22 protein-coding genes are annotated in these 20,297 nt (G+C 67.7%); 7 read left to right on the top strand and 15 right to left on the bottom strand.

The window, feature by feature from the left end; all coding sequences use genetic code 11:
• The first annotated feature begins 57 nt into the window (after positions 1 to 57).
• The 4 genes from QZM35_RS08235 to QZM35_RS08250 all read left to right on the top strand — a co-directional run bounded on the left by QZM35_RS08235 (position 58) and on the right by QZM35_RS08250 (position 2,455).
• Entirely contained in the window at positions 58 to 435 is a 378-nt protein-coding gene (locus tag QZM35_RS08235; protein ID WP_301775757.1) for a carboxymuconolactone decarboxylase family protein, read from the top strand.
• Positions 436 to 440: 5 nt separating this feature from the next.
• Positions 441 to 680, top strand: a complete 240-nt coding sequence (locus QZM35_RS08240) for a hypothetical protein (protein ID WP_301775758.1) — start codon at positions 441 to 443, stop codon at positions 678 to 680.
• Between the two features lie 322 nt (positions 681 to 1,002).
• Entirely contained in the window at positions 1,003 to 1,311 is a 309-nt protein-coding gene (locus QZM35_RS08245; protein WP_089427115.1) for a helix-turn-helix transcriptional regulator, read from the top strand.
• An 82-nt stretch (positions 1,312 to 1,393) separates the two neighbouring features.
• Positions 1,394 to 2,455, top strand: a complete 1,062-nt coding sequence (locus QZM35_RS08250; RefSeq protein WP_089427114.1) for an alkene reductase — start codon at positions 1,394 to 1,396, stop codon at positions 2,453 to 2,455.
• Positions 2,456 to 2,473: 18 nt separating this feature from the next.
• Here QZM35_RS08250 and QZM35_RS08255 read toward each other — a convergent pair whose 3' ends face one another.
• Positions 2,474 to 3,001 carry a GNAT family N-acetyltransferase gene (locus QZM35_RS08255; protein ID WP_301775759.1) on the bottom strand — a complete coding sequence of 176 codons (528 nt, stop codon included), beginning with the start codon at positions 2,999 to 3,001 and terminating at the stop codon, positions 2,474 to 2,476.
• Between the two features lie 87 nt (positions 3,002 to 3,088).
• On the opposite strand from QZM35_RS08255, the gene QZM35_RS08260 reads away from it, so the two are divergent.
• On the top strand, positions 3,089 to 3,700 hold the full coding sequence (locus QZM35_RS08260; RefSeq protein ID WP_301775760.1) for a LysE family translocator: 612 nt from the start codon (positions 3,089 to 3,091) through the stop codon (positions 3,698 to 3,700).
• Positions 3,701 to 3,754: 54 nt separating this feature from the next.
• Here the strand turns inward: QZM35_RS08260 and QZM35_RS08265 are convergent, their stop codons facing one another.
• Positions 3,755 to 3,955 (bottom strand): hypothetical protein, encoded by a 201-nt coding sequence (locus QZM35_RS08265; protein WP_089427111.1) that lies wholly within the window; start codon positions 3,953 to 3,955, stop codon positions 3,755 to 3,757.
• Positions 3,952 to 4,413 carry a hypothetical protein gene (locus tag QZM35_RS08270; protein WP_089427110.1) on the bottom strand — a complete coding sequence of 154 codons (462 nt, stop codon included), beginning with the start codon at positions 4,411 to 4,413 and terminating at the stop codon, positions 3,952 to 3,954. The genes QZM35_RS08265 and QZM35_RS08270 overlap by 4 nt, the downstream gene beginning before the upstream one ends.
• Before the next feature lie 285 nt (positions 4,414 to 4,698).
• Between QZM35_RS08270 and QZM35_RS08275 the strand changes: the two genes are divergently transcribed.
• Complete coding sequence (locus tag QZM35_RS08275) at positions 4,699 to 5,655, top strand: alpha/beta hydrolase (protein ID WP_301775761.1); 957 nt, start codon at positions 4,699 to 4,701, stop codon at positions 5,653 to 5,655.
• Here QZM35_RS08275 and QZM35_RS08280 read toward each other — a convergent pair.
• Positions 5,652 to 6,572 (bottom strand): phosphatidylinositol-specific phospholipase C, encoded by a 921-nt coding sequence (locus tag QZM35_RS08280; protein WP_301775762.1) that lies wholly within the window; start codon positions 6,570 to 6,572, stop codon positions 5,652 to 5,654. The two genes, QZM35_RS08275 and QZM35_RS08280, sit on opposite strands and share 4 nt — an antisense overlap.
• Positions 6,573 to 6,578: 6 nt before the next feature.
• Here QZM35_RS08280 and QZM35_RS08285 point away from each other — a divergent pair, with 6 nt between their 5' ends.
• Complete coding sequence (locus QZM35_RS08285) at positions 6,579 to 7,601, top strand: LacI family DNA-binding transcriptional regulator (protein ID WP_301775763.1); 1,023 nt, start codon at positions 6,579 to 6,581, stop codon at positions 7,599 to 7,601.
• A gap of 32 nt (positions 7,602 to 7,633) precedes the next feature.
• On the opposite strand, the gene QZM35_RS08290 is transcribed toward QZM35_RS08285, so the two are convergent.
• From QZM35_RS08290 to QZM35_RS08340, 11 genes are all read right to left on the bottom strand, one after another.
• Complete coding sequence (locus tag QZM35_RS08290; protein WP_301775764.1) at positions 7,634 to 8,494, bottom strand: carbohydrate ABC transporter permease; 861 nt, start codon at positions 8,492 to 8,494, stop codon at positions 7,634 to 7,636.
• Positions 8,491 to 9,360, bottom strand: coding sequence for a carbohydrate ABC transporter permease (locus QZM35_RS08295; RefSeq protein ID WP_301775765.1), 870 nt, complete (start codon positions 9,358 to 9,360; stop codon positions 8,491 to 8,493). Before QZM35_RS08295 ends, QZM35_RS08290 begins: the two co-directional genes overlap by 4 nt.
• A 34-nt stretch (positions 9,361 to 9,394) precedes the next feature.
• Positions 9,395 to 10,633: an ABC transporter substrate-binding protein gene (locus QZM35_RS08300; protein ID WP_301775766.1), complete on the bottom strand. Its 1,239-nt coding sequence runs from the start codon at positions 10,631 to 10,633 to the stop codon at positions 9,395 to 9,397.
• A gap of 264 nt (positions 10,634 to 10,897) precedes the next feature.
• Positions 10,898 to 12,106, bottom strand: coding sequence for a porin (locus QZM35_RS08305; protein ID WP_301775767.1), 1,209 nt, complete (start codon positions 12,104 to 12,106; stop codon positions 10,898 to 10,900).
• A 167-nt stretch (positions 12,107 to 12,273) separates the two neighbouring features.
• Positions 12,274 to 13,212, bottom strand: coding sequence for a helix-turn-helix domain-containing protein (locus tag QZM35_RS08310; protein WP_124578046.1), 939 nt, complete (start codon positions 13,210 to 13,212; stop codon positions 12,274 to 12,276).
• A 61-nt stretch (positions 13,213 to 13,273) separates the two neighbouring features.
• Positions 13,274 to 13,861, bottom strand: coding sequence for a DUF3156 family protein (locus QZM35_RS08315; RefSeq protein ID WP_301775768.1), 588 nt, complete (start codon positions 13,859 to 13,861; stop codon positions 13,274 to 13,276).
• Entirely contained in the window at positions 13,858 to 15,360 is a 1,503-nt protein-coding gene (locus QZM35_RS08320; protein WP_089427102.1) for an APC family permease, read from the bottom strand. The genes QZM35_RS08315 and QZM35_RS08320 overlap by 4 nt, the downstream gene beginning before the upstream one ends.
• 236 nt (positions 15,361 to 15,596) lie before the next feature.
• A complete protein-coding gene (locus QZM35_RS08325) occupies positions 15,597 to 16,937 on the bottom strand; it encodes an aspartate aminotransferase family protein (RefSeq protein ID WP_089427101.1) in 1,341 nt (446 codons plus the stop codon).
• Between the two features lie 42 nt (positions 16,938 to 16,979).
• Entirely contained in the window at positions 16,980 to 18,482 is a 1,503-nt protein-coding gene (locus tag QZM35_RS08330) for an aldehyde dehydrogenase family protein (protein WP_301775769.1), read from the bottom strand.
• 191 nt (positions 18,483 to 18,673) lie between these two features.
• The gene (locus tag QZM35_RS08335; protein ID WP_301775770.1) at positions 18,674 to 19,063 is read right to left on the bottom strand and encodes a hypothetical protein; all 390 of its coding nucleotides are present in this window, start codon (positions 19,061 to 19,063) and stop codon (positions 18,674 to 18,676) included.
• 339 nt (positions 19,064 to 19,402) lie between these two features.
• Positions 19,403 to 20,143: a LuxR C-terminal-related transcriptional regulator gene (locus QZM35_RS08340; protein WP_301775771.1), complete on the bottom strand. Its 741-nt coding sequence runs from the start codon at positions 20,141 to 20,143 to the stop codon at positions 19,403 to 19,405.
• Positions 20,144 to 20,297 lie beyond the last annotated feature (154 nt).

Consider the following 20,297-nt stretch of genomic DNA (forward strand, 5'->3'; position numbering starts at 1 on the left):
TGAATCGCGCCTCGGTTCTGCTTTACTTTTTAAAGCACGAAACTTACGCTTCCACGCATGCATCGTCTCGGGCACGGGGCTCACATGACTCAGCGTATTGCATCCGAATCACCGCCGTTCGAACCCGACATCGCGGCTTCGATCGACCGGATCATGCAGGGCCGCCCACCGTTGCGACTCTTCACCACGCTCGCGCGCGATCCGCGCCTGTTCACGAAATTCTTTGCCGCCGGCCTGCTGGACAAGGGCCATCTCGACATCCGGCAACGCGAGATCGTCATCGACCGCACTACCGCGCTTTGCGGGTGCGAATACGAATGGGGCGTGCATGTCGCCGTGTTCGCCCGGACGGCGAAGCTGAGCAGCGAGCAAATCCGGTCGTTGGTTGCGGCTCGGCTGACGACACATGCTGGAACGACGACGACCGGGTGCTGATCCGGATGTGCGATGCGCTGCATCGGCACTGCGATATCGACGATGACCTGTGGCACACGCTGTGCCGGCATTTCAGTGACGAGGCACGGCTCGAGCTGCTGATGCTGGCGGGCTTCTATCGGACGGTCAGTTATCTCGCGAATGCACTGCGCCTGCCGCTTGAAGCGCATGCGACACGGTTTCCGTCTCGTACGTCGGCATGTGAAGTTCATTCCCCTGATTTGCCGACGGAGGATCGACCGTGATTTCTGGCATGGCGACGAATACAAGGCGATGGTCGAGCGGGTGTATGGCCACCCGCCCGTGATACGCGTGCTGGATTCTGTCGCGCATGTCGATGCGACGCAGGACGGTACTAGATCTTCGGACTGTCCGACTGAGGGCCGGATCGCGCCGTTGCGGAACGACCCGCCCTGCACCCTCGAGGGTCACCACGATCCATCCCCGTTATCGCATTTCGCTATCAACCCCATTGCCAGCAATGCTTTCAAACATATCGTCAAGTTCCGATATAAGATTCGCCCATCGACGATACCTGTTTGCCTGAGTGAAACGCCCGCCTGATCCATGCCGACCGAACTCGACATCGAAGCCATCCTGAAAGCGCTCTCGAACCCCGTGCGCCGGGAAATCCTCCTCTGGCTGAAAACGCCGGGCGAGCATTTCCCGAACCAGACGCTGCCGTATGAACACGGCGTCTGCGCGGGCCAGATCGACGCGCGCTGCGGGCTGTCGCAGTCGACCGTCTCTGCACACCTCGCGACGCTGCAACGCGCGGGGCTCGTGACGTCGACACGGATCGGCCAGTGGGCGTTCTTTCAACGCAACGAGGCCGTCATCGACGCATTTCACGACGCCCTGCGCCGCGAACTCTAGTCAACACGGCCGAACCGGCCATGCGGAGCGCTGTCGCCCATGACGCGACGGTTTCCCGCCTTTCGTGAAGAGGTTATTTGCCATGCCCACCCTGTTCGATCCCGTCACCCTCGGCGACCTGACCCTGCCGAACCGCATCGTGATGGCGCCGCTCACCCGCTCCCGTGCGGGCGCGACGCGCGTGCCGAACGCGCTGATGGCCCGCTACTACGCCGAGCGCGCGACGGCCGGCCTGATCATTACCGAGGCAACGTCGGTCACGCCGCAGGGCGTCGGCTACGCGGACACCCCCGGCATCTGGTCCGACGAGCAGGTCGAGGGCTGGAAACAGGTGACGCAGGCCGTGCATGCGGCCGGTGGGCGCATCGTGCTGCAACTGTGGCACGTCGGCCGGATCTCCGACCCGGTGTTCCTGAACGGCGACCTGCCGGTCGCGCCGAGCGCGATCGCCGCCGGCGGCCACGTGAGCCTCGTGCGTCCGCAGCGCCCGTACGTGACGCCGCGCGCACTCGAGCTCGACGAAATCCCGGGCATCGTCGCCGCGTACCGCAAGGGTGCGGAAAACGCGAAGGCCGCCGGCTTCGACGGTGTCGAGATCCACGGCGCGAACGGCTACCTGCTCGACCAGTTCCTGCAGGACAGCACCAACCACCGCACCGATGCATATGGCGGCCCGATCGAGAACCGCGCACGCCTGCTGCTCGAAGTGGTCGATGCGGCAATCGACGTGTGGGGCGCCGGCCGCGTCGGCGTGCACCTTGCCCCGCGCGGCGACGCGCACACGATGGGCGATTCCGATCCGGCGGCAACGTTCGGCTATGTCGCGCGCGAACTCGGCCGTCGCAAGATCGCCTTCATCTTCACGCGTGAGTCGTATTCGGGCGACCACTTGAGCCCGCGCCTGAAGGAGGCATTCGGCGGCCCGCTGATCGCGAACGAGCAGTTCACGCTCGACACCGCGCAGGCTGCGCTCGAGGACGGCAGCGCCGACGCGATCGCATGGGGCAAGCTGTTCATCGCGAACCCCGACCTGCCGCGCCGCCTCGAACTCGGCGCACCGCTCAACAAGCCGGTGCCGGAGACGTTCTACGCGGAAGGCGAAACGGGTTATACCGATTACCCGGCGCTGAGCGACGCGGCCTGACGGCCCGGCAGCGCGTGTTCAGCGGCGCACGTCCGCCCGCATGAACACGCGCTGCGTCTCGTCGAGGCCGAGCGATACGTGGTGCGCGCGGATCGCGCGCAGCGTGTCGTCGAGCGCGGCGGCGTCGACGATGCTGAAACCCAGGCGCGCGTAGTACGGCGCATTCCACGGCGCGTCGCGAAACGTCGACAGCACGACCTCCGCGATCCCCTCCTGCGCCGCGCGTGCCATCACCTGTTCGATCAGGCGCGCGCCGATCCGCTGTCCGGCATGCGACGGCGCGACATCCAGCTCTTCCAGATAAAGCCGCTGCGCATCGAGCAGCCGGTAGAATGCAAACCCGACGCACGCGCCGTGCGCATCGACCGCCACATAAGCCCGGCCGCCATCGATGCGCACGAGTACGGCGGCCGTATCGGTCGGCTCGGCTTCCGCGATGTGGGTCATGCCGATTTCGCGAAACCGCTGCGCGGCAGCCACTTCGACGGCGGCCATCGCGGCCGCGTCTTCCCGCGTGGCGGGACGGATCAGGATCGGTGCAGTCATGACGGCAATTCAGGCAGACAGTCTGGAACGGCCGTCACTATAATCGAAACCTCATACGTTTCGAACGCCCCACCCACGAGGTTCGTCATGACGCTGTCCGCGCTCGCCGTCTTCGCTGTCACCCTGCTCGTCACCGCCGGCACGCCCGGGCCGAGCGTCGCCGCGCTGGTCGCGCGCGTGCTGACGAACGGCGTGCGTGACGTGCTGCCGTTCCTCGCGGCCATGTGGGTCGGCGAAGCGCTGTGGCTCACGCTCGCGGTCGCGGGGCTGTCCGCGTTCGCGCGCACGTTCGCGGCCGGGCTGATCGTGCTGAAACTGCTCGGCGTCGCGTACCTGCTGTTCCTCGCATGGAAGATGTGGACCGCGCCGACCGGGACCGGCGCCGACGACCTCCCGCGCGGCCAGTCGCCGTGGCGCATGTTCGTCGCGGGCATGGCCGTCACGCTCGGCAATCCGAAGATCGCGGTTTTCTATCTCGCGTTGCTGCCGACCATCGTCGATCTCGCGCACGTCGGCGTGACCGCGTGGGCCGAGCTGGTCGGCACGATGCTCGCGGTCCTGATCCTGGCCGACTGCTTCTGGTCGCTGCTTGCGTCGCGCGCACGGGCTTTCCTGACGTCGGCGCGCGCGAAGCGGTTCGCGAACCGCACGAGCGCGACCGCGATGGCCGGTGCGGCAGTGGCGATCGCGACGCGCTGATGTGGAATCGAGGCGCGCTGATGGCATTCTGTAACGCCTGACGTGCAGGAAGCGTTACTTCCGTAAGCGCGGGTCATCTCCCAGGTCGCGCAGGCGCTTTCTCAACCGTCGATTGTCCGCGAGCAATGCAACCAGCGCGACGAGCGTCGCAACGGGAAAAAACCAGTTCCCCGAGTAATGCAGCAGTGCCCATGCAACAGCTGCGACTACAACAGCCGCGGCGATCAGACTGATTCCGTCTGCCATTCTGCTCATGCGGTCGCCCTCCCGATTGCGCGTGCGCGGATCGCAAACGTCACACTGACTGGCATGGGTCGAAGTACCTCCGGATACCGTTCGATCACGCGATAGACATCTTGCGGAATCACAAGACCGCGACGAGCCGCCCAGACGCGAATGCCGTCGACAGCGGCCACGCCGCGCTTGTCGCACACCAGCGACGCGTCGGCAGCCACAATCAGGCTGCCGATCGCCGCACCGACGTAAAAGCTCGCCCCGAGTGCTGACGCGGCTGCCAGCAGTTCCAGTCCGGTCGTTGCTCCGATCAGTTCGCCAACAGTAGCAGTCGGGCCGAGCGTCTTGAGCACGCCGAGAATAGCCGCGAGCGTGCCGGTTGCGGTTTGCTGCGCAGCAAACAGGCTTGCTGGCGCGGGTAAACCGAGGGCATCCATGTTGTCCCTGAATGCCCGATAAAAAGTCTTGCATTGCGTCATGCTGGATCCTCCTCAGAGCGCGGTGATTCTAGCAATGACGAGATGCGCTGACGAACCTGCCGGATTCATTCTGACCGAGCGCCTCTTCATTCAAGCGTCTCGACGCCCTCCACGCCACAAGCGCGTGTCGTCCCGGTGCGTGCCCGCTTACTGCCCGATGATTCGTTACGAAGTGTCGCGAACGAACCGTTCGTCGCTTCTTACAGCTATACACAACCGCCGATTTTCGTCACGATACGGCGAGTCGCGAAGGCGGCCCGCCGCGCGCCTGCCCCGGGGACCTCAATGAAAACCTGGCTATCGGCTGTCCTGCTCTGCCTGTCCGCCACGGTCGCGCACGCGGCCGGCATCAAGTTCCTCAGCATCCCGGCCAATGCGGCCGGCCACGAGTTGCGGGCGCTCATCTGGACCCCCTGCGCGGCACCCGCGCAATCGCTCACGATCGGCCCGTTCCTGCTGAAAGGGCAACGCAACTGCCCGACCGTCGGCGACAAGCTGCCGCTGGTCGTGATTTCGCACGGCCATGCCGGCACGTACTTCGGGCATCACGACCTCGCCGAAACGCTTGCCGACTCGGGCTACGTCGTCGCGGCGATCAACCATCCCGGCGACACGCATGCCGACATGAGCCGCGCGGCCGACCTGAGGGAGCTGGCGGAGCGGCCGGAGGACATCAAGCGCCTGGTCGACTACATGCTGTCCAACGGGCCCGACGCCGCGCACATCGATCCCGCGCGGATCGGCTTCTTCGGCTTCTCGCGCGGCGGCTATACGGGCCTCGTGCTGGCCGGCGCCAATCCGGATTTCGTGCACGCGCACGTGGCCTGCCCGGACCCGACCTGGTTGATCTGCAAGCAGATCCGCGACCATGACCTGCCGCGCCAGCCGCTGGCGCACGATCCGCGGATCAAGGCCTACGTGATCGCCGACCCGATGAACGAATTCCCGACCGCCGATACGCTGAAAGACGTGCATGCGCCGATCCAGCTCTGGGCGTCCGAAGCGGGCGGCGACGGCGTGGAGCCGGAAACGGTCCCCGCGCTGGCCGGCATGCTGCCGCAACGGCCGGAATTCCACGTCGTGCCGAATTCCGCGCATTTCGCGTTTCTCGCGCCGTGCTCGGAATCACTGGCGCACGACTCGCCTGAAGTCTGTACCGATGCGAAGGGATTCGACCGCGTGGCCTTCCACGAAACACTCGACGCGAAGGCACTCGCGTTCTTCAGCGCCAATCTCCGCTAACAGCGAAACGTCTTGCGCCAGACGCCCGGCGCCGGCACATGGTCGTTGCACGCGATCAGCGCGTGCACCAGCGCCCAGTCGTCGTCATCGCAGAAGTCGAGCAGCATCGCGCCATACGGGCCGGGCTGCTCGCGCAGCCGTTCGGCCAGCCGCGCTTGAATGCCCCGCACGTTGCCGTCGCCGTGCGCGACCACCGACGGATTCGCGCCCATTCCCGTCCCGCTGCAGAAGTTGATCGCCCAGCGGCCGCTGTCCGGCGACGGCAAATCCGTCAGCAGTGCGTCGATCGCACGCCACTTCCAGCCGATCGACGCGGCGACCGGCACGCGGTATTCGTCCTGGATCACGAATGCACCATCGGGGTGGTCGATCGTGAACGTCGCATTGTCGGGCCATGCGGTCAAGTCGATGCCGAGCGGACGGCTGCTGCGAAAGCGGCGCAGCAGCACGATCGCGCCGCGCACGTCGCCGAGCGCGGGCAGCGTGCCGCCGGCATGCCAGCGCAGCCGCGGATGCCGCGCGCGATGCGCGTCGAACGTCGCATCGAAACTGCGCGTGCACGCGTGCGCCGGCCATTCGTCCTTCACCGACATCACGATGCATTCGCGCGGATGCGCGTCGAGAAAACGCGCGCAGGTTGCCAGCACGTCGTCGAACGTCATGCCGAGCGCGATGCCGCCGTGATGGATGTCGAACGCATCGCGCACGTGCCGGCAGCGGATGTCGAGGAGCCGCACGCCATGCGCGAGCTGGGCATCGAGCGGCGCACGCTGGGTGCGCACGAGCCGATCGTCGACGGTATACGCACAGGTGTCATGGCTGCCCGGTAGGGTCAGCGTATGCAGCAGCCGCGCATCGTCGAGCGCCGACATCCAGTCGGCGGGCGGCATGCACGTATCGTGGCTCGAAGGGATCATGAATCGATGAATGACAAGGAAAGAAAGCCGTGGGTCACGGCATCGGATGTCGCGGCGCGCGCCGGCGTGTCGCGCTCCGCGGTGTCGCGTGCATTCTCGCCGACGGCGAGCATCGCCCCGCAGACACGTGAACGCGTGATGGTCGCCGCGCGCGCGCTCGGCTACCAGGTCAACCTGATCGCCCGCGACATGATCACGCAGCGCAGCAGCATGATCGGCGTCGTGACGGCCGGGTTCGAGAATCCGTTTCGCGCACGGCTGCTGTCGGACCTGATGGCCGCGCTCGGGCAGCGCGCGCTCACGCCGCTCGTGACCAATGCGGAAGATCCGCGCCAGGTCCGGCAATCGCTCGAGCAGTTGCTCAGCTACCGGATCGCGGGCCTCGTGATGACGTCCGCATCGCCGCCGCTGTCGGTCGCGCAGCAGTATCTCGAACACCGGATCCCGGTCGTGATGATCAACCGCGAGGCGAACCTGCCGGGCGCGGACATCGTCGTCAGCGACAACGCGGCGGGCGCCGTCCACGCAGCGCAGCGGCTCGTGCGGGCCGGTGCGCGCCGGCTCGCGTTCGTCGGGCCGCGCGGCGCGAGCTACAGCGCGCAGTCGCGCGCCACCGCGTTCGAGCAGGCGATCGGGCGCGGCGATGCGTTCGACGCGACACTCGCGCACGTGCTCGACACGCCGTCCGACACGCATGCAAGCGGCGTCGACGCCGCGCGGCAACTGTTCGGGAACGGCAAGCGGCCCGACGGCGTGTTCTGCTCGTCCGACCTGCTCGCGCTTGGCGTGATCGACGTCGCGCGCAGCGAATTCGGGTTGCGCGTGCCGGACGACGTGCGCGTGATCGGCTTCGACGACATCCCCGCCGCCGAATACGACGCGTACCGGCTCACGACGCTGCGGCAGGACACGCGCGGCCTCGCGCAGGCGGCGATCGACCTGCTCGCGGACCGGATGCAGGCGTTCGACGGCCCGTCGCGCACGCGCATCGTGCCGGTCACGCAGGTGGTGCGGGCCAGCTGCGCATAACCAGGGAGCATCGGGCGCGGCGACGCCGCGCGTCACTTCAGCCCGCCCGCGAACCCGCGCAACAGGTAGCGCTGCACATAGCCGGCCACGGCCAGCGTGGGCAGCGACGCCATCAGGCCCGCGCTCATCAGGTCGCCCCAGTCGATGCCGTTCTCGGTCACGTAGCCGGCAATCGCGAGCGGCAGCGTGAAGCGGCTCGGCGTCGACACGAACAGCAGCGCGATCAGGAATTCGTTCCACGCGGCGATGAACACGAAGATCGCGGTCGCGATCAGCCCGGGCGCGCACAGCGGCAGCACGATCTGCACGAGGCGTCGAGCAAGCCCCGCGCCGTCGATGCAGGCGGCTTCCTCGTATTCGATCGGCACGTCGCGCACGAACGCGAGCAGCATCCAGATCGCCATCGGCAACGCGTAGATCTGGTACGCGAGCATCAGGCCGAGCGTCGAGTCGAGCAGGTGCAGCCGCTTTGCGAGCGCGAACAGCGGCACCGCGATCGTGATCGGCGGCATCAGCTTCAACGCGAGCACGAGCACCAGGAACAGCAGGTCGAGCCGCGCCGGAAACCGCAGCCGCACGAGCGCATACGCGGCCGGAAACGCGAGCGCCAGCGCGAGCAGCGTCGTGCCGAAGCCGACCAGCAACGAATTGAACAGCGGCGCGCCGATGCCGTTCGACCAGACCGACGCGAAATGCTCGAAGGTCGGCGCGGCCGGCCAGATCCGTAACGGATGATCGAGGCGTTCGAGCGTCGGCATGAACGCCGCGCCCGCCATCCACAGGCACGGCAGCAGCAACAGCGCGAGTACGACGAAGCGCAATGCCCAGGGCACCGCGCGACCAAAAGCAGCGCCCGTTCTCGCGCCCGTGATGCGGGCGGGTTGCGCCGTCATGCGCGCCGCTTGCGAACCGTCTGCCATACGTACCCCGAGACCAGCAGCGCGGACGCCGCGAGCATCAGCACCGACGCGGCACTTGCCGGCCCGACGTTGAAGAAGCGGAAGCCCGTGTCGTAGATATAGGTCGACAGCGTCTGGGTCGCGTTGCCGGGGCCGCCGCCCGTCAGCGCATAGACCTTGTCGAACAGCTTGAACGTGTCGATCGAGCGCAGCAGCAGCGCGAGGCCGATCTGCGGCGCCGCGAGCGGCAGCGTGATGTCGCGCAGGCACTGCCACTCGCTCGCGCCGTCGGTGCGCGCGGCTTCGTACAGCTCCTGCGGGATCGACTGCAGCCCGGCGAGCACGATCAGGAACGCCATCGGCGTCCACTGCCACACGTCAACGAGCGCGAGCGACCACAGCGCGAGATGCGGATCGGACAGCCAGCGCACGCCTTCGATGCCGAACGCCGCGAGCAGCGCGTTCAGGAAACCGTCGAAGTTGAGCCAGTTGCGCCAGATCGCCGAGCACACGAGCGTGGACAGCATCATCGGCAGGATCGCGAGCGGCAGCGCGATGCGCCGCCCCGGAAACGCGCGCACGAACAGCAGCGCGAAGCCGAAGCCCAGCGCGACTTCGGCGAGCGACGCGACGATCGTGAAGCGCAGCGTGTTGCCGAAGCCGACCGTGAACGCCTCGTCGCCGAGCACCGCACGATAGTTCGCGAGCCCGGCGAAGGCGCGCCGGCCGGCCGAGTAGTCGACCTGGCAGAACGAATCGATCAGCACCTGCGCGACCGGATACAGCGCGAGCGCGGCGAGCACCAGCAGCGCGGGCCCGAGCAGCGCGACGAACGGCAGGCTGCGGCCGAAAGCTTTCATGCGCTGGGTCCCGGCGAGAGTTCGAGGCGAGCCGTCACTTGCCGGCCGCGGCCGTCGCCTGGGCGATCTTCTGCTGTGCCTGGCGCAGCGCGGCGTCAGGCGTGGCCTGCCCCGTCAGCGCGAGCTGCAGCTGGTCGCCGAGAATGCTCTCGACCTGCTGCCAGTCGTTCACGCGCGGCCGCGCACGGCCGGCTTCGAGCGCCTTCAGCTGATCCGGATACCAGCGGCACTGGCGCACCAGCGCCGGATCGTTGAACACACTGCGGCGGGTCGGCGGAATGCCGATGCCGGCGAGGCGCGTCTGCGTGTCGCGGGCGGTCAGGTACGCGAGGAAATCCTGCGCGAGCTTCGCGTGCGGCGCGTCCTTCGGGATGCCCATCTGCCAGATGCCGAGCATCGGCGCCGGGCCGGCGGTCTGCCCGGGCGGCGGCTGCAGCGCGATCTGGCCGACCACGCGCGACTGCTTCGGATCGTCGAGCGCCGGCACCCACGCCGGCCAGACCTCGATCGACTGCGCGGCGGTGCCGCGCTGCAGCGCATCGCGCACTTCCGCCGCGCCGTACACGTCGACGTCCTTCGGCGCGGATGCCTTCAGCGCGAGGAAGGTCTTCAGCGCGGCTTGCGCCTCACGCGAATCGATCGTCACGTTGCCGGCACGGTCGAACACGTCGCCGCCATAGGCCCACTGGATCGGCAGGAAGCCCGTCACGACCGGGTTGCCCTTCGTGCCGCGGAACACGACGCCCGACACGCTCTTGTCCGCACCGCCGACCGTCTGCGCGATCTTCAGCACGTCGTCCCAGTTGCGCGGCGGCTGCAGCTTGTACTTCGCGAGCAGGTCCTTGCGGTACGCGAACATCTCGACGTTGCCGACGATCGGCAGCGCGTACAGCGCGCCGGCCGCGTTGCGGCCGAGCGCGACGGCGGACGGCACGAGATCGGCGTCAGCAAGCGACGCGGGCAGCGGCTTCAGCCAGCCGTTGCCGATGAATTCGGGCGCCCACGTGTCGTCCATCATCACGAGGTCGTATGCGCCGGTGCCTTCGCGCATCGACAGCTTGAGCTTCTGGTACAGGTTCGCGTTCGGCAGCTTGAGCAGCTCGATCTCGGTGCCCGGATGCAACTTGTTGAAACCGGCGACGGCGTCGGCCAGCCCCTTGCCGTAGATATCGTCGCGGCCTGCGATGACGAGATCCGCGGCAACGGCGTGCGTGGCGGCGAAGGACAGCGCAAGGGCGGCGGACAGCGCGCGCAGGCGGCTCAGCAAGGTCATGAGGTCTCTCTCGTTCGGCGTGGTGGCGGGACGGCCGGGCGTTGCACACGTGTGCAACGCAGGAGATGTTTCCGGCCGCCTGTAGCGAACGCCATTGTTCACGCCGATCGTTAAGAATTTATGGCACGCGGCGATCGCCGGTACGCGGCGCCTGCCGCAGCGAGTCGGGCAGCAGCCCGGCGGCCCTCCGCCCACCCTATGCCCGCCACCCGTCGCACGCCGATAGCCGCCCGCGTTCCGCGCGCCCTGTCCCATGCCCAGCGTTCAAAAATTCACGCGAATACCCGCCATCACCGCCAGTTGCCGGCTCGAGTTGCTGTTCGCGAGCACCGGGATCTGCGCGTAGTTCACCGCGTTGCCGTCCGCGTCGGTGCCGAGCCCCTTCCCGCTCGCGATCTGGCCTATCGCGACCGCATACAGCGCCGTGCGCTTCGACAGGCTGTAGTTCGTGCCGACGTTCACCTGGTGGAACCGCGTCGTGCCGCGCCCGTCGGTATGCGCGGCGTTGAAGATATAGGCGACGCCGCCCTGCAGCGCGGGCGTGAACATGTACGTGGCGTTCACCTCGCCGATATCGAACGTGAACGCCTGCGTGCGCGGCTGCGCGGTGGTCGAGAAATAGCGGCTGTCGCCGAGGCGCGTATGCGTATAGGTGAGCGCGATCGTCGCGTCGCCGAACGTGACCGACCCGCCCGCGCCGAACGCGCGCATCGAGCCCGCGTCCTGTAGAAGGCAATACATCGCACCCGGGTTACTGCACGAGAAATCGCCGATATAGCCGTTCGCGCCGCCGAGCGCCGCGTCGAGCGGCTGGTGCAGGTCGAGGTAGCCGACCGAGAACGCGACCGGTGCGCGCGTGTACGTCGCGGCCACCGCGTAACCGCGCTTCGCGGAGAAATCGCCGGCCTGCCCGCCGAAGCTGAACGTGCCGCCGAACGTGAGGCCGTTGAAATCGGCGCTGGTAAACTTCACCGCGTTGTTGAAGTTGAATGCGGCATTCAGGTTGTCGACGTCGCCGAGGTGCGAGCCATACGGCGTCGACCAGTTGTTGCTCGACACGTACGCGCCGAGCATGTCGGTATACGTGTCGTACTGCCGGCCGAGGCCGAGCGTGCCGATCCCGTCCTGGCGCAGCCCGACCCATGCCTGCCGGCTGAAGGCCGTGCCGCCCTGCAGCGCCTGCCCGTTCGCCGAAAGAAACTGCTGCTCGAGCGTGAACACCGCATTGAGCCCGCCGCCGAGCGGCTCGGCGCCCTGGAAGCCGAAGCGTGACGGCACGAGGTTGCCGCCACCCATCTGCCATGCGTGGCCGCCGCCCGTGCTGCCGTCGGCGCGCGTGAACTGCTGGTTCGTCGAGTAGATGATGCCGGTATCCACGGTGCCGTACAGCGTCACGCTGCCCGAGGTCTGCGCGTGTGCGTGCATGCAACCCAGCGTCGCCGCAGCCGCGGCCAGTCGTCGTCCGATCTTCATGTCCCGCCCCTCTGTTGTCATCGATTCGCAGTGCAGATCGATGGGGTTATCGATATGGGTGACAGGACTCTATCCAGCGAAAATTCAGGACCTCTATCGCAAATCGGCAAACAGTCGCACGCGTTGCCCGCGACCGTGCTCGACGACGCCGTTGCGGCGCGCGTGCGTCATTCGGGGCGCGTCGTCTGCGACGGCAACTCGCCGAACAGGTCGCGATACTCGCGCGCGAAATAGCCGAGGTGGGTGAACCCCCAGCTCGCGGCGGCCTCGCCGACGCCGAGCTGCTGCACGGGCGTCGTGCGCAGCATGCGGCGCACCGCGTTCAGCCGGATCGTGCGCAGATAGCCGACCGGCGTGACGTCGGCCACGCGTTGAAAACTCGTCTGCAGCGTGCGGCGGCTGCAGCGCAGCGCACGGCACAGTTCGAGCACGGTGACGGGTTCCTCGGGCCGGTCGCGCAGATGCTTCTCGCAACGGCTCACGATGTCGCTGTAGGTGGCGTGCGTGATGTCGCGACGCTCGACGCCGATGCCCTGTTCGAGCGCATCGAGGAACATGCCGAGCATCGCGTCACGGAACATCTTGCGGGTGGCCGCGTATTCGAGGTGGCCCGGGTTGCGCTGCGCATCGTCGATTAGCGACGACAGCCGCACGCCGAGCGCGACGCCCTGCTCGTCGGACAGCCGCGTCACGTGGCGCAGCTTGCGCGCGCCCGATGCGCCGAATTCGGCTTCGCAGAGCTCGTCGACCATGTCGGACGCCGCGCTGATCCCGACGAGCCCCATCCCTTCCGGCGTGTGGAATTCGAAATCCTCGCCGGCGCGCAGCGCGAGCAGCGCATAGCCGTCGACGGGCTGGCCCTGGAACGTGCCCGCGAGCGGCACGGACAGCGGCACCGCGAGCGACGTGCGCCCGGCCGGCGCGAGCCCGGTTTGCGCGACCCGCCGGTTGGTCGTTTCGCGGAAGAAGTGGAAATCGTCGTACAGCACCTGCGTGACGGTGCCCTTGAAGCGGCCCGGCGTCATCTGGCGGTAGACCTGATGCCAGCCCGCGATCGCGAGCCCGTGATCGTGCACGTCTTCGTGTGAGCGTGACTGGAACAGCATCGGCATCTCCGGTAAAACCCCTAAACGCGGCCGCCGGCTCCCCGGCGCGCAACGCCACAGCTTACCCGTGCAATATCCTGCGTAGTGCGGTTTCGAACGCAAGACAGGCCGCCGACAGCGCGGCGGCCTGCTCGCCCGTCAGGCGGACGTAGCGGCGGAACGACGGCATCCGGTTCACGACCTCGCTGCCGCCGAACGGCACGATCGCGAGCGTCCAGCGCCCGTCGCGCGCGTCGATCGTACAGTCGGTCAGGTGCAGCGGCCGCAGCGCGTCGGCCAGCGACGGCTCGTCGACCAGTGCGGCTACCGCATCGACGAAACCGGGGTCGCATCCTGGCACGATCACCGCGTCGATACCCGTGCAGCGCAGCCAGCCGGTCTGGCGCACGCGCGCGCTGCCCTGCACGGCCGGACCGCACGCGGTGGCCGCTACCTTCACGCTGACCGTGTGCATCAGGAACTGGCGGTCGACCCGCTCGTCGATGCTCACGCGCACGCCGTTCGGCAGCCTCGCCGTCGGACTGCCGACGTGATCGGCATCCCGCTCGGCGCCCAAATCCGCCAGCACACGCGCGGCGATCGCGCCGGGCCGATGGCCGGGCGGCGGCGCATCAGGCCCCGCGCGCCAGCGGGCGAGCGCGAGCTTCACGATGCGACGTGCTCGTTGCGCAGCACTTCCTCGACCGGCACCGGCTTGAACGGATGCCGGCGCTGCACGACGAGCGTCCAGAACAGCGCGTACAGCGCGGTGAGCCCGAGCATCGCGCCGAACGGCACGTAGATGTCGCGCGCGTTCATGCCCGGCGGCGTGATGTACCAGATCGCCAGGATGATGCCGACGCTCGACACGATCTGCGGCAACGGGAACAGCGGCGAACGGTACGGGCGCGGCAGGTCCGGGCGGCGAATCCGCAACATCACGACCGATGCGGTGACGAGCAGGTACGCGGTGCCCCACGCGCAGGTCGCGGCGAGCACGAGGTGCAGGATGCTGTCGAGATTGCCGTTGATCAGCCACGCATGGAAGATCGGCACGATCGCCGCGGCGACGATACCGACCACCGGCGTCTTGAAGCGCGGATGCAGGTAAGCGAAGCAGCGCGGCAGCGCACCGTCGATCGCCATCCCGTACAGGATGCGCGGCAGCCCGGCCATCAGCGTGTTGATCGTCGCGGCGCCGGCGCACAGGAACGCGATGCCGAACCAGATGCGGCCGAACGGCCCGAGTACCTGCAGCGCGAACGCGGGAATTGCGCCCGGCGTGTCGAGCAGGTGCGTGAGGCCGTCGGCGCTCACCGGCACGTTCGCGACCTGGCGGCGGATCGCCGCGCCGTACAGGAACATGCAGATCGCGACGCCGACGAGGCCCAGCGCCATCGCACGCGGAATCGTCTTGCCCGGCGCCTTCATTTCCGGCGCGAGCGGCGTGACGAACTCGCAGCCGACGAACATGAACATCGCCATCCCGACCAGCGACAGCACGGCCGGCACCGACGTGCCGACTTCCGAGCCGCCGAACCAGCCGTCGAGATGCACGGCCGGCGCGGCCGCGAGCCCGAGGATCCCGAAGATCATCAGCGACAGCCACATGCCGGCCGTCAGCACGATCTCGAGCTTGCTGAACACCTTGATGCCGATGATGTTGGTGATCGCGAACGTGACGACGAGGCCGACGCCGACGAGCCACGAGCTGTTGTGCTTCTCGAACGCGGCATTCAGCGATTCGAAATTGACGAGCGCCATGATGCCGCTCAGGATCGTTTCCGCCGTGCCGGCGAACACGTGCACGAGGAAATACGCGGAGATCGTGCCGGTGATCGCCCAGAAGCGGCCGAGCCCGCACGACAGGTAATCGTAAACCGAGCCGGCCGTCGGCAGCATCGCGGCGGCTTCCGAGAAGGTGGTCGCCTGCGCCTGCATCATCACGAACGCGATGATCATCGCGACCGCGAACGCCCAGCCGCCCATCCCGAAGCCCGACGTCGCGGTGAGAATCACCGGGCTTGCCATGATGAGGCCGACGGCGCTCGCCAGCGCGGTCGGAAAGCCGACCGCCCCCGCCTTCAGCGCCGTGCCGCCTCCCGCTTCAGCCGGCGTGCCGGCGGGCGTGTCGCCCGCTGCGCCGGTAACTCCAGACCATCCCGACATCCCTGTCTCCTTCCTGTGTCGACCCGGACTGCCGCTTCGTCGGCGATCCGGGTTCCATGGCTATGCGGTCAGCCCGGGCGGCGCTTCAGCGCTTCGATTCCCGGGCCCCTTGTCGATCACACCTTGATCCGATGTCGAAAAAATACGCAGGCAAAATAATCCGGTCATAGCGCAAATTGGCAAACCGGCGGCGGCCGCACTGCCCGCCGCCGGCGTGCCGTCACGGAGTCACGCCATCACGCGAACGGCACGGCCTCGAAGCCCGCCGCCAGCGCGTCGACGATCCGGTCGAGCTGCTCGCGCTGGATCACGAGCGGCGGCGACAGGATGATCTTCGTGCCGACCGGACGCACCAGCACGCCGTTCTCGCGCGCGACTTCCGCAACCGCGTTCGCATAGCCCGAGAGCGGGTCGATCGGCTCGCGCGTGTCCTTGTTCGCGACCAGGTCGAGCGCGAGCATCAGCCCCTTGCCGCGCACTTCGCCGACCGCCGCGAAGCGTTCCGCGAACGGCTTCAACGCTTCGAGCAGATACGCGCCCTGCTTCGCCGCGTTCGCCGGCAGGTCCTCCTTCACGACGATGTCGAGGCTCGCGATCGCCGCCGCGCAGGCGACCGGATGGCCCGCATACGTGTAGCCGTGCATGATCGCGCCGCCGAAATCGGCATTCGCGGCGAATGCGTCCTCGATCCGTGCGTTCACGACCGTCGCGCCGAGCGGCACGTAGCCCGACGAGATCCCCTTCGCGAGACACATGATGTCCGGGCGCACGCCCCAGCCGCGGCTGCCGAACATACTGCCGCTGCGACCGAAGCCCGTCACGACCTCGTCGGCGATCAGCAGGACGCCGTAACGGTCGCACACCTCGCGCACCAGCGGCCAGTAGTTGGCCGGCGGCACGATCACGCCGCCCGCGCCCTGGATCGGCTCCGCGATGAACGCGGCCACCGTGTCGGGGCTCTGGAACTGGATCTCGCGCTCGAGCATTTCCGCGCAGATCCGGCCGAGTGCTTCGGGATCCTGCGTGAACGGGTTGCGGTACAGCCACGGCGTCTCGACGTGGAAGCAGCCCGGCAGGTTCGGCTCGTAGTTGCGGCGGAACACCGTGTTGCCGTTCACCGACGCACCGCCGAAGTGCGTGCCGTGATAGCCCTGCTTCAGCGAGATGAACTTCGTGCGGTCGGCCTGGCCGCGCACTTTCCAGTACTGGCGCGCGATCTTCAGCGCGGTCTCGATCGAGTCGGAGCCGCCCGAGCTGTACAGCACGCGGCGCATCCCTTCCGGTTCGAGCATGTCGATCACCTTCTTCGACAGTTCCTCCGCGCGCGGATGCGAAATGCCGTCGAACAGCTGGAAGTATTCGAGCTCGTCGAGCTGGCGCACGATCGCGTCCTTCACTTCCTGGCGGTTGTGGCCGACGTTCACGTTCCACAGGCCCGCGACGCCGTCGACGAGCTTGCGGCCCTGTTCGTCGAACACGTAGCAGCCGTCGCCGCGCACGATGCGGATCGGCTTGCGCTGCTTCATCTCGTTCGGGTGCAGCATCGGGTGCCAGAATTTCGCTTCGTTGTAGCTCATTGCAGTCTCCACTGTCGGATCGGTTGAGGTTGAGGCCGCGCGTCAGTGCGCGATGCAGACGGATTTGGTTTCGGTGAAGCCTTCGATCGCGTACTGGCCGAATTCGCGGCCGATGCCCGATTGCTTGTAGCCGCCGAACGGCATCGACGGGTCGAGCGGGATATGGCAATTCACCCACACGGTGCCGGCCTCGATCTGCGGCACGAGGTTCATCACGCGCGTCAGGTCGTTGCTCCAGAGGCTCGCGGCAAGGCCGTACGGCGACGCGTTCGCGAGACGCACCGCATCGGCCGCGTCGTCGAACGGCACGACGACGATCACCGGGCCGAACACTTCGTCGCGCACGATCGCGCTGTCCGGATGCGGATCGGCGATCACCGCCGGCTTCACGTAGTAGCCGGGCAGATCGTCGGCCGGCGTGCCGCCCGCGAGGAACGTGAGGCCCGCGCGGCGCGCGCCTTCGATGTGCTGGACGACCTTGTCGCGATGGTGCGCGGAGACCAGCGGGTTGATCTGCGCGGTCGTGTCGAGGCCCGCGCCGAGCTTCATCGACTGCGCGACGCCCGCGAGGCCGTCCGCGAGCTGCCTGAACTTGCTGCGGTGCACATAGATGCGCGATGCGGCCGCGCACACCTGCCCCTGGTTGAAGAACGCGCCGGCGGCGACGCCGTCGAGCGCCTGCGCGACGTCGATGTCGTCGAGCATCACGATCGGGTTCTTGCCGCCGAGCTCGAGCGAGAAGCGCGTCATGTTCTGCACGGCCGCCGCGCCGACCAGCTTGCCGGTCGCGGTCGAGCCCGTGAACGAGATCTTCGCGATCGACGGGTGGCTCGCGAGCGCGGCGCCGCACACGCGGCCGCCGGTGACGACGTTGAACACGCCGGGCGGCACGCCGGCCTCGCGTGCGAGCTCGGCCAGGCGCAGCGCGGTGAGCGGCGTTTCCGGCGACGGCTTCAGCACGATCGTGCAGCCGGCCGCGAGCGCGGGAATCAGCTTCCACACCGCGATCATCAGCGGGAAATTCCACGGCACGATCGCCGCGACCACGCCGACCGGCTCCTTGCGCGTATAGGCCGTATAGCGCGCGCCGGGCGGGAACGGGATCGACACGTCGAGCGTCTGGCCGGTGATCTTGGTCGCCCAGCCGGCCATGTAGCGCACGTATTCGACGCTCGCGCCGACCTCGATCGCGCGCGACACGTGGATCGACTTGCCCTGGTTCAGCGTTTCGAGCTGCGCGAGCGTTTCGGCGTCGGCTTCGATCAGGTCGGCGAGTTTCAGCAGGATGCGTTCGCGGTCGGCCGGGCGCAGGCCGCTCCATACGCGGGTGTCGAATGCATGCTTCGCGCTGGCGACCGCGCGGTCGACGTCATGTGCGTCGGCATCCGCGACCGTCGCAAGCCGCTCGCCCGTCGCGGGGTCGTACACGTCGAGCCGCGCGGCCGCGTGGGCGGGCTGCATTTCACCGTCGATGAAGAGGCCGAAGTCGCGCGCAACGAAGGTGCGCACGGTGTCGCTGACGGCGACGAAATTCGTGGTGCTCATGGGCGTCTCGAGGATTGTCGTGGCTGGACCGCGTGCGCACGGGCACGCGGGCGTCGTTCCACTGTATCGACGAGGGTTCGCGCCCGGTGAGCGCAAATTGGCAGCGCGTGGGCGGTGGGGAGGCGCGGGTTCGAACCGCGCGGGGTGGCTGGCGATCGACGTGGAAAGCCGGCCGGGGGCAGCAGCCTCGGTCAGCCGCTGAAGTACATGCAGCGGGCGCCGCCGACCAGTTCGTTTTCCTTCGCACTGCCCGATGTAAACAGGCAAAAGCTGGCGCCGAGGTCGCTTTCGAATTCCATCAGGAAGTCCGGTCGGCCGTCGCGATCGAGGTCGCCCGCCCAGATCAGCGACGCGCTGAACGGCGGCGAGCCGCCGCCAAAATCATGCAGGACCGACCGCTTGCCATCGCCTTCGGCAATCGCCGCACCGGATGCCGTGTGATGCAGTGCGTACCGGCGGCCGTGGAAATCGAAGCGCAGCGGGCTGGCGCCGGGCTCGATCGCCCTTCCGTCTTTCGGGAACGCCAGGTTCGCCGCGTCGACCTTGCCCTGCCTGAGCCACTTGCAGCGGAACAGCGCCACGGCTTTTCCGAGGTTTGACTTGATGTCGACGATGTCGCCGCCCGGTTGCGACGGTTCGAACCGGACGCTTGCCGGTGCGAGCGTCCAGCGGTTTCCGACCGGAATCAGCCCGAGCCACCCGCCACCGGGATAATCAGCGGCCTCGCCGACGTCGTCCGGGGCAATTTGGGTCGGTCACAGCACGAGGCAACGATCGGGCTCGCTTTCTTGCGCGAAGGCCGTCGAGGCCGTCGAAACACCCAGCAAGACAAGCAGCACGGCCAGCAGCGCTTTGACTTTGATATTCATGAATCGGCGATCGCGAAAGGTTCGAAGTCCGGATCGCAATTATCCGATGAATTACAGGAACAGCGCCCCGACCAGTTCCGTGCGGTTCGACACCCCGAGCTTGCGATACATCCGCATCAGGTGCGTCTTGACGGTCGGCTGGCCGAGCGCGAGATCGCGGGCGATCTCCTTGTTCGAGCGGCCGTCGCGTACGAGGCGCGCGATCTGCTCCTCGCGGTAGGTCAGCCGCTCCTCGCATCCGATCCGGTGAATTCCGCGCCGCGCGCGCAGCAGCGGGCTCAGCGCGGCTTCGGCCACCGGCTGCAGCCGCGCGAGCGCTTCGATCTCGCCGGGCGCGAACCGCCCGGCCGTGCTGTTGCCGGCCACGCCGCCGCGCGTGTCGCCCGCCTCGAAGCGCAGCAGCGAGAACGCACCGACCGTGCGGCCCGCATCGCGCAGCCAGATCTCGACGACGTCGGCCACGTCGTGCCGCCGCAGGAAACGGGTCCAGTACGCGGACGCGTCGCGCCTTTCGTCAGGCAATTGGGACGCAAGCGTGACGACCGCGCGCTCGCCCGCCGCGCAGCGCGACGGATGCAGCGGATCGAGCATCCGGTAGCGCGCGACATAGGTGCGATGCATCGATTCCGGCATCCCGAACAGCTCGAAATCGGCCGGTTCGCCGCTCTGGTCGAGCCGGTAGAACACGATCGCGGACGGGCTTGCAAACGCATCGAACGCGTCCACGCACGCGCGCAGCGCGCGTGGCCAGTCGGCGGCGGCCGGGTCGGCGGGAACGGATGGGGTCGGCATGATGGAATCGGCTGGCGGGCGAACTTATTGAAGATCGAAGTTCGGGCCAGCCTACCGGCGCCGAAAAGCGCCGGTGAGCACAAATCGGCAAATCGTCCCGGCCCGGCCGGTACGGAGGATTCACCCTCCGGCCGGAACGATGCAGGCGCGCGGC

Source organism: Burkholderia sp. AU45274, assembly GCF_030482505.1.
Taxonomy (GTDB): domain Bacteria; phylum Pseudomonadota; class Gammaproteobacteria; order Burkholderiales; family Burkholderiaceae; genus Burkholderia.